Origin of the sequence: Sphaerisporangium sp. B11E5, assembly GCF_039871875.1 — a bacterium.
Classification (GTDB): Bacteria; Actinomycetota; Actinomycetes; order Streptosporangiales; family Streptosporangiaceae; genus Sphaerisporangium.
Genome location: NZ_JBDPMD010000011.1, coordinates 118130 through 130660, shown reverse-complemented (window position 1 = coordinate 130660; position 12531 = coordinate 118130). Strand labels below are relative to the sequence as shown.

12 protein-coding genes are annotated in these 12531 nt (G+C 71.9%); 8 read left to right on the top strand and 4 right to left on the bottom strand.

Going from position 1 to position 12531, the window contains the following annotated elements; genetic code table 11:
• Positions 1 to 92: 92 nt before the first annotated feature.
• Positions 93 to 560, bottom strand: a complete 468-nt coding sequence (locus tag ABGB17_RS13950) for a ferritin-like domain-containing protein (protein ID WP_347629269.1) — start codon at positions 558 to 560, stop codon at positions 93 to 95.
• On the bottom strand, positions 557 to 1072 hold the full coding sequence (locus ABGB17_RS13945; protein WP_347629267.1) for a hypothetical protein: 516 nt from the start codon (positions 1070 to 1072) through the stop codon (positions 557 to 559). The genes ABGB17_RS13950 and ABGB17_RS13945 overlap by 4 nt, the downstream gene beginning before the upstream one ends.
• 186 nt (positions 1073 to 1258) lie before the next feature.
• Here ABGB17_RS13945 and rimP point away from each other — a divergent pair, with 186 nt between their 5' ends.
• The 8 genes from rimP to truB all read left to right on the top strand — a co-directional run bounded on the left by rimP (position 1259) and on the right by truB (position 9498).
• The gene (gene rimP, locus ABGB17_RS13940; RefSeq protein WP_347629265.1) at positions 1259 to 1777 is read left to right on the top strand and encodes a ribosome maturation factor RimP; all 519 of its coding nucleotides are present in this window, start codon (positions 1259 to 1261) and stop codon (positions 1775 to 1777) included.
• 23 nt (positions 1778 to 1800) lie between these two features.
• Positions 1801 to 2802: a transcription termination factor NusA gene (nusA, locus tag ABGB17_RS13935; RefSeq protein ID WP_347629263.1), complete on the top strand. Its 1002-nt coding sequence runs from the start codon at positions 1801 to 1803 to the stop codon at positions 2800 to 2802.
• Positions 2803 to 2842: 40 nt separating this feature from the next.
• On the top strand, positions 2843 to 3079 hold the full coding sequence (locus ABGB17_RS13930; protein WP_347629261.1) for a YlxR family protein: 237 nt from the start codon (positions 2843 to 2845) through the stop codon (positions 3077 to 3079).
• A 152-nt stretch (positions 3080 to 3231) separates the two neighbouring features.
• Positions 3232 to 6597 carry a translation initiation factor IF-2 gene (gene infB / locus ABGB17_RS13925; RefSeq protein ID WP_347629260.1) on the top strand — a complete coding sequence of 1122 codons (3366 nt, stop codon included), beginning with the start codon at positions 3232 to 3234 and terminating at the stop codon, positions 6595 to 6597.
• An 85-nt stretch (positions 6598 to 6682) separates the two neighbouring features.
• Positions 6683 to 6982 (top strand): DUF503 domain-containing protein, encoded by a 300-nt coding sequence (locus tag ABGB17_RS13920; RefSeq protein WP_347629378.1) that lies wholly within the window; start codon positions 6683 to 6685, stop codon positions 6980 to 6982.
• A gap of 77 nt (positions 6983 to 7059) precedes the next feature.
• Positions 7060 to 7554: a 30S ribosome-binding factor RbfA gene (gene rbfA, locus ABGB17_RS13915; protein ID WP_347629376.1), complete on the top strand. Its 495-nt coding sequence runs from the start codon at positions 7060 to 7062 to the stop codon at positions 7552 to 7554.
• Between the two features lie 26 nt (positions 7555 to 7580).
• Entirely contained in the window at positions 7581 to 8579 is a 999-nt protein-coding gene (locus ABGB17_RS13910) for a bifunctional oligoribonuclease/PAP phosphatase NrnA (protein WP_347629259.1), read from the top strand.
• Between the two features lie 31 nt (positions 8580 to 8610).
• Positions 8611 to 9498 carry a tRNA pseudouridine(55) synthase TruB gene (gene truB, locus ABGB17_RS13905; protein ID WP_347629257.1) on the top strand — a complete coding sequence of 296 codons (888 nt, stop codon included), beginning with the start codon at positions 8611 to 8613 and terminating at the stop codon, positions 9496 to 9498.
• A gap of 36 nt (positions 9499 to 9534) precedes the next feature.
• On the opposite strand, the gene ABGB17_RS13900 is transcribed toward truB, so the two are convergent.
• Both ABGB17_RS13900 and ABGB17_RS13895 read right to left on the bottom strand, forming a co-directional pair.
• Entirely contained in the window at positions 9535 to 10338 is an 804-nt protein-coding gene (locus tag ABGB17_RS13900; protein WP_347629255.1) for a hypothetical protein, read from the bottom strand.
• Positions 10339 to 10557: 219 nt separating this feature from the next.
• Positions 10558 to 12426 (bottom strand): acyl-CoA dehydrogenase family protein, encoded by a 1869-nt coding sequence (locus ABGB17_RS13895; RefSeq protein WP_347629253.1) that lies wholly within the window; start codon positions 12424 to 12426, stop codon positions 10558 to 10560.
• Between the last annotated feature and the right edge of the window lie 105 nt (positions 12427 to 12531).

Below are 12531 nucleotides of genomic sequence, written 5' to 3'. Positions count from 1 at the left end.
CAGGCCCGCCGCGACGACGCGGGGGGCCTGCCCGGCGAAGGACCACCGGGGGGCGCCGGCCACGGCGGTCGAAACGGTCGAGGCCGGTACGGCTACTGGTTCAGGGACACCGGGGGAGAGGTGCTCGGGCGGGCCGAGGAGGGGGTGGGGGTGGCCGGCCAGCCGGGGAGAGCGGCGATGGTGGGGCGCCAGGTGTAGGCGCGGATGGTGCATTCCTGCATGGCGTGGGCGGCCAGGCGGCGGAGGTCCGGGTCCTCTGTCGACGTCAGTTCCAGGTAGGCGGAGGTGACGCGGTCCTCTATGTAGGCGGCGAGGCGGGCGGCGTCGGTGCTGGTCACGATGGGGAAGGGGAGGGTGTAGCCGGGGGCGGCCTCGGAGGGGGTGCCGGATCTGGTGGTGATCAGGCCGCGGAGCTGGTCGCGGCGGGCGCGGTGGGCGTTGAAGCCGGCGGTGGCGGCGGCGCGCTGGGAGGCGGCGGTGCGGGCGCCGACGACGCCGTAGGCGTAGACGGCGGCGTGTTCGGCGTCCAGGACCTTGTTCAGGGCGCTCACGGGGCTCATGACGCTCTCGCCAGGGCTACGGCGTGGGCTGCTTCGCAGGCGCCTATGCAGGCCAGGAGCTGCGCCAGTGAGGGGGAGACGCCGCCGATCTGGCGGGGGCGGGTGGCGGCGGCTTCGCGTTCCAGCTCGCGCAGGCGGCTCAGGGACACCTTCGGGGCGGGGGTGGGAGTGGCCGGCGGCGACGGGGACGGCTGGGTGGAGGAGGCGGGGGAGGAGGAGGCGGCACGGGGAGGCAGGCGGCGCCGCAGCTCGGTCAGGTGGGCTTCGTGGCGGCGCTGGAAGGGCTGCAGTTCGGCGGCCAGGCCGCCGCCGGATTCGGCGGCGCGGCGGTACAGTGCCACCATCTCCTCCTTGGCGGCGATGACCTTGGTGAGCAGCACGGTCTCAGGGTCGGGGGGTGCGGGCTTCGGCGGCGCGGGCGCGGGCGCAGTGCAGCCGGCGGCGGCCGCGGCGACCGCACCGGCGGCGGTGCCGCGCAGCACGGCGCGCCGGGTCAGGGCACGCTGACGCACGGTGCGGCCTCCCGAGGTGACGTCTTGTCCTGGACTCGCACATAGCATCGTACGGCGCGGTACCGGGTGGGTGACCGAGTGACGCTCTTTCAACGTCCGGGTGTCGATAGGCTTGAGAACCGTTGGGGCGAGGTACGCCTTCGGCCGCCGTGCGCGGGGGCCGACAATTTCACCTGGGAGGTCAGCATGGGCGCCGATGCTCGACGTGACCGCCTGATCAAGCTTCTCGCACCCGTCGCCGCCGCCGAGGGTCTCGATCTCGAAGACGTCACGATCATGCCCGCGGGCCGGCGACGCCTCCTGAGAGTCGTCGTGGACGGCGACGGCGGGGTGAGCCTCGACAAGGTCGCCGACGTCAGCCAGCTCGTCTCCCAGACGCTGGACGACAGTGACGTGATGGGCGGCAGCCCGTACGTCCTGGAGGTGACCTCGCCCGGGGTCGACCGGCCGCTGACCGAGCCCCGCCACTGGCGCAGGGCCACCGGCCGGCTGGTCAGGGCCGACCTGCGCGACGGCGGTTCGATCGAGGGCCGCGTGATGTCGGCCGACGACTCCGGCGTCGAGCTGGAGGCGGCGGGCGTCCCGCGCCGGCTGGAGTGGGAGCGGCTCGGCAAGGGGCGGGTGCAAGTGGAGTTCCGCCGGCTCGACGACGAGGACCGGTTCGACGAGGAAGACGCCGGCGACGACGACGGCGACGAGGGCTAGGGGGGAGCCTTGTGGACATTGACATGAGCGTCCTGCGCAGCCTGGAGCGAGAAAAGGACATTTCCTTCGACCTGGTCGTCAAGGCCATCGAGGACGCCCTGCTCATCGCGTATTTCCGTACCGAAGGTGCGGCGGCCAAGGCGCGGGCCGAGCTGGACCGCGGGTCCGGCCACGTGAGCATCTGGGCGGCCGAGCTCGACGACGAGGGCCGGGTGCTGCGGGAGTACGACGATACGCCCGGCAACTTCAGCCGCATCGCCGCGACCACCGCCAAGCAGGTGATACTCCAGCAGTTGCGGGACGCCGAGGACGAGATCAACTTCGGCGAGTTCGCCAGCCGCGAGGGGGAGCTCGTGGCCGGCGTCATCCAGCAGGGCAAGGACCCGCGTGTGGTCCTGGTCGACCTCGGCAAGATCGAGGCCATCCTGCCGCACAACGAGCAGGTGCCCGGCGAGGACTACGTCCACGGCGAGCGGCTGCGCTGTTACGTGGTCCAGGTGAAGAAGGGGCACAAGGGGCCGTCGGTCACGCTGTCGCGCACCCACCCCAACCTGGTCAAGAAGCTGTTCGCGCTGGAGGTGCCCGAGATCGCCGACGGCACCGTCGAGATCGCGGCCATCGCCCGTGAGGCGGGCCACCGCACCAAGATCGCGGTGCGCTCGCGGCGCGGCGGCGTGAACGCCAAGGGCGCCTGCATCGGCCCGATGGGCTCGCGGGTGCGCAACGTGATGACCGAGCTGCACGGCGAGAAGATCGACATCATCGACTGGTCCGACGATCCCGCCGAGTTCGTCGGGAATGCCCTGTCGCCGGCGCGGGTTTCCCATGTCGAGGTGATCGATCTCGACGGCCGTGTGGCCCGGGTGACGGTGCCCGACTACCAGCTCTCGCTGGCGATCGGCAAGGAAGGGCAGAACGCCCGACTGGCCGCCCGTCTCACCGGGTGGCGCATCGACATCAGGCCCGATACCCAGGCGACGGCGGCGGGGGACGCGGTCGGCCCCGCCGATGCCTCCACAAGGTAAGCTTGAATACGGTGGCCGGGCGGCCCCGCTGAGAACGTGCGTGGGCTGCCGGGTTCGCACGGTAAAGTCCGAGCTGCTCCGCCTGGTGGCGGTCGAGGGTGTCATCGTCCCCGACCGGCTGGGCAGGTTGCGGGGCCGTGGTGCCTATGTGCACCCCGACCTGCGCTGCCTGGAGCTCGCCGAGCGCCGCCGGGCGTTCCCGCGCTCGTTCCGGGTCGCGGGGCCGCTCGATGTGTCGTGTCTGCGGGTTCATCTCGCGGGGGTTGACGCAGAGTAGGACCGGGTGAATGGTTACCAACTGTCATGTAGGACGCCGAGTCGATAGGCGGGTCAGATAGCGATGAGCGCCTGATGAGCATGCGGCGATGAGTACGTCCAGGTAGCGACGGTCCGGCGGCACCTGCCTCCCGGGCCGAGTAAGGGAGTGCAGTGGCGAAGGTCCGAGTCTACGAGCTCGCCAAGGAGTTCGGAGTAGAGAGCAAGGTCGTGATGGCCAAGCTCCAGGAAATGGGCGAGTTCGTGCGATCGGCGTCTTCAACGATCGAGGCGCCGGTGGTCCGCAAGCTTACGGAGGCGTTCTCCAGAGGATCCTCCGATTCCAGGGGCGGCGACAGGTCGTCCAGAGGGCCGGCTAGGCCAGGTCCGCGGCCGTCACACGGCCAGCAGGGCAACGGCCAGGCGGCACCCAAGCCGGGGCCGAGGCCGGGTCCGCGACCCGGTCCGGCGCAGCCCGGCCCCGTCCAGCAGCAGGGCCAGCGTCCGCCGGTCCCGATGCCCCATGTCAACCAGCAGCCGGCGGCGCAGCAGCCCGCCCAGGAGGCCCCGCGTCCGGCGGCCCCGCGTCCGGAGGTGCCCCGTCCGGCGCAACCGCGCCCGGAGCAGCCGGCCCGCACCGAGGCCCCGCGGTTCGAGGCGCCGCGCACCGACGCGCCGCGTCCCGAGGCGGCCAGGCCCGACGGTCCCCGTGGCGACGTCCCGCGTGGTGACGGTCCCCGTGGTGACGGTCCCCGTGGTGACGGTCCCCGTGGCGATGGTCCGCGTGGTGACGGTCCCCGCGGCGACGGCCCTCGCGCCGACGCGTCGCGCCCGTCCGGCGGCGGCCGTCCTGTTCCCGGCCCGAAGCCGGGTCCCCGTCCCGCCCCCGCGCCGCGTCCCGCCCCTGCGGGTGGTCCCGGCGCCGGCGGTCCGGGTGCCCCGCGTCCGGGTGGTCCCGGCGTGCCGCGTCCCGGCGGGCCGAAGCCCGGCCCGCGTGGCCCGCGTCCGGGCAACAACCCGTTCTCCTCGAACGCGAGCGGCATGGGCCAGCGCCCGCCGCGTCCGGGCCGCGAGGGCGGTCCGGGCCGTGACGGTGGTCCCGGCCGTGACGGTGGCCCGCGTGACGCCGGTCCCCGCGACGGACGGCGTGACGGCGGCCCTCGCGAGCCGCGTCGTGACGGTGCCCCGCGCGACGGCGGCATGCCGCGTCCGGCTTCGGCGCGTCCCGGCCCGCCCGGAGCGGCGGGTCCGCGTCCGGGGCCCGGCCCCGGCGGCCCGCGTCCCGGCCCTGGTGCCGGTGGCCCGCGTCCCGGTGGCCCGCGGCCGAACCCGATGATGATGCCTTCCCGTCCGACCGGCCCCGGCCAGGGCGGCGGCGGTGGCGGCGGTGGCCGTCCGGCCGGCGCCGGCCGTCCCGGCGGTGGCGGCGGTGGCCGTCCCGGTGGTGGCGGCGGCGGTGGCCGTCCCGGTGGTGGCGGTGGCGGCTTCGGCGGTCCCCGCACCGGCACCGGTGGCCGTCCCGGCGGTGGCCCCGGAGCGGGCGCCGGCGGTGGCGGTGGCGGCGGCGGTTTCGCCGGCCGTCCCGGTGGTGGCGGCGCGCGTGGCCGTGGCGGCACGGCGGGTGCCTTCGGGCGTCCCGGCGGCCGGCCGACCCGCGGGCGCAAGTCCAAGCGCCAGAGGCGTCAAGAGTTCGACAACATGCAGGCGCCGTCGATCGGCGGCGTGCAGGTCCCCCGCGGCAACGGCCAGGTGCTGCGCCTTCCGCGTGGTGCCTCGTTGTCCGACTTCGCCGACAAGATCGGTGCGAACCCGGCGTCGCTGGTGCAGATCATGCTGCACCTCGGCGAGATGGTGACCGCCACCCAGTCGGTGAACGAGGAGACCCTGCAGCTGCTCGGCGCCGAGCTGAACTACGTCATCCAGGTCGTCAGCCCGGAGGAGGAGGACCGCGAGCTTCTCGAGTCCTTCGACATCGAGTTCGGCGAGGACGAGGGCGACGAGAGCGACCTCGAGTCCCGTCCGCCGGTCGTGACCGTCATGGGTCACGTCGACCACGGTAAGACCAAGCTGCTCGACGCGATCCGCAACACCAACGTGGTGGCCCGTGAGGCGGGCGGCATCACCCAGCACATCGGCGCCTACCAGGTGGGCGCGGTGCACGAGGGTGCCGACCGTAAGATCACGTTCATCGACACCCCGGGTCACGAGGCGTTCACCGCCATGCGTGCCCGAGGCGCGCAGGCCACCGACATCGCGGTGCTGGTGGTCGCGGCGGACGACGGCGTGAAGCCGCAGACCATCGAGGCGCTGAACCACGCCCACGCGGCCGACGTGCCGGTGGTCGTGGCGGTGAACAAGATCGACAAGGAGGGCGCGGACCCCACCAAGGTGCGGGCCCAGCTCACCGAGTACGGTCTGGTGGCCGAGGAGTTCGGTGGCTCGACGCTGTTCGTCGACATCTCCGCCAAGCAGGGCACCGGCATCGACAACCTGCTCGAGGCCATCCTGCTCACCGCGGACGCCGAGCTGGACCTCCGGGCCAACCCGAGCATGGACGCCCAGGGCATCGCCATCGAGGCGCACCTCGACCGGGGCCGCGGCCCCGTGGCGACCGTCCTGGTCCAGCGCGGCACCCTGCGGGTCGGCGACTCCATCGTCTGTGGCGAGGCCTTCGGCCGCGTCCGGGCGATGCACGACGACACGGGCGCGACCGTCGCCGAGGCCGGGCCTTCGGCTCCGGTCCAGGTGCTCGGCCTCACGGCCGTGCCGGGCGCCGGGGACAACTTCATCGTGGTCTCCGACGACCGCATGGCCCGCCAGATCGCCCAGCAGCGGGCCGCGCGGCAGCGCACCGCCGACATGGCCAAGTCCAGCCGCCGGCGCACGCTGGAAGAGCTGTTCAAGGACATGGAGAAGGGCCAGGTCGACGAGCTCAAGCTCATCATCAAGGGTGACGTCTCCGGTTCGGTGGAAGCCCTGGAGGACGCGCTGCTCAAGATCGACGTCGGCGACGAGGTGCGCCTGCGGGTGCTCCACCGTGCGGTCGGCGCGATCACCGAGTACGACGTCAACCTGGCGATCGCCGACGACAACGCCGTCATCATCGGCTTCAACGTGCGCCCGGAGGTCCGGGCACGCGATCTGGCCGAGCGCGAGGGCGTGGACATCCGGTACTACTCGGTCATCTACCAGGCGATCGAGGAGATCGAGGCGGCCCTGAAGGGCATGCTCAAGCCGGAGTTCGAGGAGGTCCAGACCGGCACCGCCGAGGTCCGCGAGGTCTTCAAGGTCCCGCGGATCGGCAACATCGCGGGCTGCCTGGTCCGCGCCGGCACGATCACCCGCAACAGCAAGGCCAGGATCATCCGCGACGGTGTCGTGGTGGCCGACAATCTCACCGTCTCGTCGCTGCGCCGCTTCAAGGACGACGCGACCGAGGTCCGCGAGGGCTTCGAGTGCGGTATCGGTGTCGGGTACAACGACATCAAGATCGACGACGTCATCGAGACGTTCGAGATGAGGGAGAAGCCGCGCGTCTGACGCGAGGCCACGGCGATCGGTGCCCGCGGGTCCGCCCGCGGGCACCACGCCGTCCCGCCCCGCCGACGACGTCGTGGCGACTGCCATGTACATAGGTGCTCTGACCTTGGACATCCTGCTGGGCGACGTTCGCTCGCTGAAGCAGAAGCGTTCGGTCGTGCGCCCGCTCGTCGCCGAGGTGCGCCGCCGGTTCCCGGCGGTCGCGGTGGCCGAGACCGGGCATCTCGATCTGCACCGCCGTGCCGAGATCGGCGTGGCGGTCGTCTCCGCGTCCGCGGGCAACTGCGGTGAGGTGCTGGAGGCGTGCGAGCGAATGGTCGCGTCCCGTCCGGAGATCGAGCTGCTGTCCGCGCGGCGGTCGCTCTACAACGGGGACGAGGATTAAGGGTCTTCGGGAAGCACGGTTTCCCGCTGGCCGTTAAGCGTGTTAAGCGAGCAAAGAGGGCAAAGAGGGGGAACGCGATCGTGGACGCAGCACGCGCCCGCAAACTTGCGGACCGCATCCAGCAGGTTGTCGCCGAGATGCTCGAACGCCGGATCAAGGATCCGCGCCTCGGCTTCGTGACGGTGACCGACACCCGCATCACCGCCGACCTCCGTGACGCGACGGTCTACTACACCGTGTTCGGCTCCGAGGCCGAGCGCGCGGACACCGCCGCCGCCCTGGAGAGCGCCAAGGGCATCATCAGGTCGGAGGTCGGCCGCCAGACCGGCGTGCGCCACACCCCGACGCTGACCTTCAGCCACGACCCCCTCCCCGACAACGCCCGCCACATGGAGGACCTGTTCGCCGAGGCCAGGGCCCGGGACGAGGAGATCGCCAAGAAGGCCGAGGGCGCCGTGCACGCGGGCGAGCCCGACCCCTACCGCAAGCCGGACGACGAGGACGGCGACCTGGCGGAGGACGACCTGACGGGAGAGGCCGGGACGTCCCACATGCGCCCGGCCGCACCGTGATGGACGGCCCGGATACCCGCACGCCCGTGCCGCACGCCACCTGGGAGCGGGCCGCCGAGCTGATCGGCCACGCCCGCCGGGTGGCGCTGGTGTGCCACGTGTCCCCGGACGGCGACGCGCTCGGCTCGATGCTCGCCCTGGGGCTGGCGCTGCGCGGCGCGGGCAAGGACGTCGTGGCGTCGTTCGGCGACCGGCGGTTCGAGGTGCCGCGGCTGCTGCGGTTCCTGCCCGGCCAGGACCTGCTGGTGCCACCCGCCCGCTACCCCGCGGAGCCGGACCTGATGATCAGCTTCGACTGCCCGACGGTGGACCGGCTGGGCCTGCTCGCGCCGAACGCCGGCAAGGCCCGCGAGCTGATCGTGGTCGACCACCACCCGTCCAACACCGGCTTCGGCACCGTGCCGCTGGTGGACCCCTCCGCGGCGTCCACCGCGACCCTGGTGGAGGAGCTGATCGGCCGGCTCGGCCTGCCGATCGGGCGGGACGTCGCGACCTGCCTGTACACCGGGCTGGTCACCGACACCGGGTCGTTCCGGCACGCCTGCACCACGCCCGCCGTGCACCGCATGGCGGCGCGCCTGGTCGAGTCCGGGCTGCGCACCGACGAGATCGCCCGCGAGCTGTGGGACCGCTCGCCGTTCGGGTACCTCAAGGTGCTCGGCGCCGCGCTGGACCGGTGCGCCCTGGACGAGGACGCCGCGGGCGGGCTCGGCATGGTGTGGACGTTCGTGCCCCGGGCCGACCGTGCGGCGTACTGCCTGCCGTACGACGAGGTGGAGGGCATCATCGACGTGGTGCGCCGCACCGACGGGTCCGACGTCGCGGTGGTGCTCAAGGAGGACGACGAGGGGGCCTGGCAGGTCTCCACACGGTCCAAGGGCGGGGTCGACGTCGGCCGCGCCTGTACCTTCCTCGGGGGCGGCGGTCACACGCTGGCGGCCGGGTACACCTCGCACGAGCCGCCCGACCGCACCGTGGCCCGGTTCCGCGAGGTCGTGGCCGAGCTCGGCGCCCGCACCCCCTGACGTTCACTGACGTTCACTGGAGCGAACGACGATGACGAGTGCGCGGCCGGTGCCGCCGAGCGGCCTGATCGTGGTGGACAAGCCCGCCGGGTGGACGTCCCACGACGTGGTCGGCAAACTGCGCCGCCTGGCGGGCACCCGCCGGGTGGGCCACGCCGGCACGCTGGACCCCATGGCGACCGGCGTGCTCGTCGTCGGCGTGGAGAAGGCCACCCGGCTCCTCGGCCACCTGGCCCTCACCGAGAAGGTGTACGAGGCGACGATGCGCCTCGGGGTGACGACCACGACGGACGACGCCGAGGGCGAGCTGCTGGCGTCGGTGCCCGCCTCCCACGTGGAGGACTCCGCGGTCCTGTCCGGCGCCGCCGCGCTCACCGGCCCCATCACGCAGGTCCCGCCCCAGGTCAGCGCCATCAAGGTCAACGGCGAGCGTGCCTACAAGCGGGTCAGGGCCGGGGAGGAGGTGGAGCTCGAGGGCCGCCCCGTCACCGTCCACTCCTTCGAGGTCACCGGCATACGCCGCCCCGGCGACGTGGTCGACGTGGACGCCACCATCCGCTGCTCCAGCGGCACCTACATCCGTTCCCTGGCCCGCGACCTCGGCGCCACCCTCGGCGTGGGCGGCCACCTCACCGCCCTGCGCCGCACCCGCGTCGGCCCCTACGACCTCCCGATGGCCCGCACCGTCGACCAACTGACGTCCGACTGCACCATCCTCCCCATCGCCGACGCGGTAGCCGCCGCCTTCCCCCGCCTGGACGTCACCGAGGACCAGGCCAGGATGGTCTCCCACGGCGCCCGCCTCCCCGCCCCCGGCCTCGGAGCCGGCCCCATCGGCGTCTTCGCCCCCGACGGCACCCTCCTGGCCCTCGTGGAGGAACAGGGCAGAACCGCCCGCCCGCTGGCCGTCTTCGTCTGACCGCCTCTACCGGCCCGGGAACCCGGGCAATGGGATTCAGGGACCGCTGTAGGCCCGCGGGTCTCGCCTGGTCCACTTGCCTTTGGTTCCCGGGCTGGCCAGGCCGCCCACGTACAGTGCCCCGTAGGCCGGATAGTCCACCCGCGGGATCCCTGAGTCGTCGTGGGCAACTACAGCCGACACTTTGAACGGTCGCCCGTGGTTGTCGACGCGCTGTCTCACGAGCGCGGCGTCACTGAGCACCTCCATCACGACGACGAACTCGCAGTAGTGCTTCTCCGTCACCCCAACGATCTGGACGGTGATCTCTTCGTCCCGTTCGAGCGAGATCGTCTTTTTCTGGAAGTAATCGCCGCGCCATTCGATGGAGTCGACGATTTCCTGGCCCCGAGGGTCCGGGCTGTCGAGGTCGAAACCGATGACGACACTGTCGTCGTCCCCGCCTCCGGGGCTTTCGAAGTACGTCCCGGTCAGGGGAGGTCCGCAGTCCGCTTCCGCTCTCATCCCAACGACACGGACAGGGCGATCGGCGTTCCCGCGGATGACCACTTTCGCGTGGAGGAGGCTCGGGGGCACCGCACCGTGCCGCCGAAGCCACTCGTGCTGCTTTTCGGAGTACTGCGGCAGGGCGTTGAGCTCCGCCAGTTCCTGATCCGTGAAGGTCATCGCCTTGGGGAAGACCCAACTGTTGCCGTCGCCGAAGCGTTCCTCGCGCACGAGGTCGACCGTGAGGGGCGGGCCGGGGCCGGCTGTGGACGCCCGCGACGATCTCGGGGCCACCGGGGCGCCGGCCGGTTCCGGCTCAGGGCTGAAGGACTGCTGGGCGGCGAGGAGAAGCACACCGACCAGCAAAGGGGCTCCAATGGCGCTACCCGTCCATTTCACGGCGGGCCGATCCCACCACCGGCGGGGTCGTCTTTGACGTGGCGCCCGCCGATGCACGGAACGTTTCGCCATCGGAGCCCTGACCCCCACCCCTCCGTGTCCGTCGACAGTGAGTCTCGTAGGGCCGATCCGGTACCGCAACCGATAGTGAGATATCCGTTACCACGACATGAGTCAGTGGATGTTGCGATGGACGTCGTTGCCTGTGGGTGTGGTGGACGCCGCGATCCAGGGGCCGTCCATGGACGGGTCGATGATGCCGTCCTCCACGAAGGTGTAGCGGCCTTCCAGGGTGTGGCGGGACAGGCGGACGTCTCTGGTGTCGGAGTTGTCCCACAGGCGGGACAGGAGTGCTTCGCAGCGGAGTCTGGACTGGTGGCAGAAGGTGTCGGCCAGTTCCACGGGGGCGGGGCCGTGGGTGCGGGAGTCCTCCTTGGCGCGGACGCAGGTGGCGGTGATGGCGAACAGTTCGGCGCCTATGTCGACGATCCTGGAGAGGAAGCCCTGTTTGTGTTCCAGGCGGCCCTGCCAGCGGGACATGGCGTAGAACGTGGCCCTGGCGAGCTTGCGGCTGGTGCGTTCGACGTAGCGCATGTGGACGGCCAGGGCGCCGAACGCGGCGTAGGACGTGGGGAGCTGGCCGGGGCCGGTGACCAGGGTGGGGAGCCAGCGGGCGTAGAAGGAGCCCGCCTTGGCCAACGCCTGGCCCTTGGCCTTCATGTCGGCCTTGGGGTCGATCAGGCCGCCGGCGACGGACAGGTGGGCGTCCACGGCCTCGCGGGCGATGAGCAGGTGCATGATCTCGGTGGAGCCTTCGAAGATGCGGTTGATGCGCAGGTCGCGCAGCACCTGTTCGGCGGGGACGCCGCGTTCGCCGCGGGCGTGCAGCGACTCGGCCGTCTCGTAGCCCCGGCCGCCGCGGATCTGCACCAGCTCGTCGGCGACCCGCCACGCCATCTCCGAGCCGTACAGCTTGGCCAGCGCGGCCTCGATGCGGATGTCGTTGGTCTCGTCGTCGGCCAGGCGGCTGGCGAGGTCCACCACCGCCTCCACCGCGTACGCCGTGCAGGTGATGAACGCGATCTTGCGGGCCACCGCTTCGTGCTCGCCGATCGGGTGCCCCCACTGCACCCGCGCACCGCTCCACTCCCGGGCGATCTTGGCGGCCCACTTGGCCGCGCCCGCGCACGTGGCGGGCAGCGACAGGCGACCGGTGTTCAGCGTGGTGAGCGCGATCTTCAGGCCCTGTCCCTCACGGCCGATCAGGTTGCCGGCCGGCACCCGGACGTCCTGGAAGCGGGTGACGCCGTTCTCGATGCCGCGCAGCCCCATGAACGCGTTGCGGTGCTCGACCGTGATGCCGGGGGAGCCGGCCTCCACGACGAACGCCGAGATCTTGGCACCGGTGCGCGCCATCACCACCAGCAGGTCGGCCACCACGCCGTTGGTGGTCCACAGCTTGACCCCGTTGAGCACGTAGGAGTCGCCGTCGCGCACCGCCGTCGTGGACAGCCGCGCCGGGTCGGACCCGACGTCCGGCTCGGTCAGCAGGAACGCCGAGATCTCACCCCGCGCGCACCGGGGCAGGAACCGCTGCTTCTGCTCGGGTGTGCCGAACAGCCGCAGCGGCTGGGGCACGCCGATGGACTGGTGGGCCGACAGCAGCGCGCTGAGCGCGGGGGAGCACGACGCGGCCATCATCAGGGCCCGCGTGTAGTACAGGTGGCTGAGCCCGAGCCCGCCGTACTCCTCGTCGATGGTCATGCCGAACGCGCCGAGCGCGCCGAGCCCCTTCACCACCTCGTCCGGGATCACCGCGGACCGCTCGATCTGCGCCGGGTCCACGCTCTCGGCGAGGTAACGGCGCAGCGCCGCGAGGAACTCCTCACCCTTCTCGGTGTCCCGCTCGCTGAGCCGCGGCGCGGGGTGGACCAGATCGGGGCGGAAGTCGCCGAGGAAAAGCTGCTTGCCGAAGCTCGGCCGCGTCCATTCCTTCTCGCGGGCCTGCTCGGCGACCTCGCGTGCCTTGTCGTAATCGCTCATCGCCACCTCCTGCGGCGGGTCCTGCCGTCGACGTCTCGCCACATAGCTACCCGCCAGTAGCCTTCGATATCCGATCCACCGGAAGAATGTTCCGCTGGGGCTGCC

Coding starts and splice junctions, on each gene's coding strand:
- nusA (WP_347629263.1), top strand. CDS start 1,801: ATGAGCGTCCTGCGCAGCCTGGAGCGAGAAAAGGACATTTCCTTCGAC.
- truB (WP_347629257.1), top strand. CDS start 8,611: ATGACGAGTGCGCGGCCGGTGCCGCCGAGCGGCCTGATCGTGGTGGAC.
- ABGB17_RS13950 (WP_347629269.1), bottom strand. CDS start 560: ATGAGCCCCGTGAGCGCCCTGAACAAGGTCCTGGACGCCGAACACGCC.
- rimP (WP_347629265.1), top strand. CDS start 1,259: ATGGGCGCCGATGCTCGACGTGACCGCCTGATCAAGCTTCTCGCACCC.
- ABGB17_RS13920 (WP_347629378.1), top strand. CDS start 6,683: ATGTACATAGGTGCTCTGACCTTGGACATCCTGCTGGGCGACGTTCGC.
- ABGB17_RS13895 (WP_347629253.1), bottom strand. CDS start 12,426: ATGAGCGATTACGACAAGGCACGCGAGGTCGCCGAGCAGGCCCGCGAG.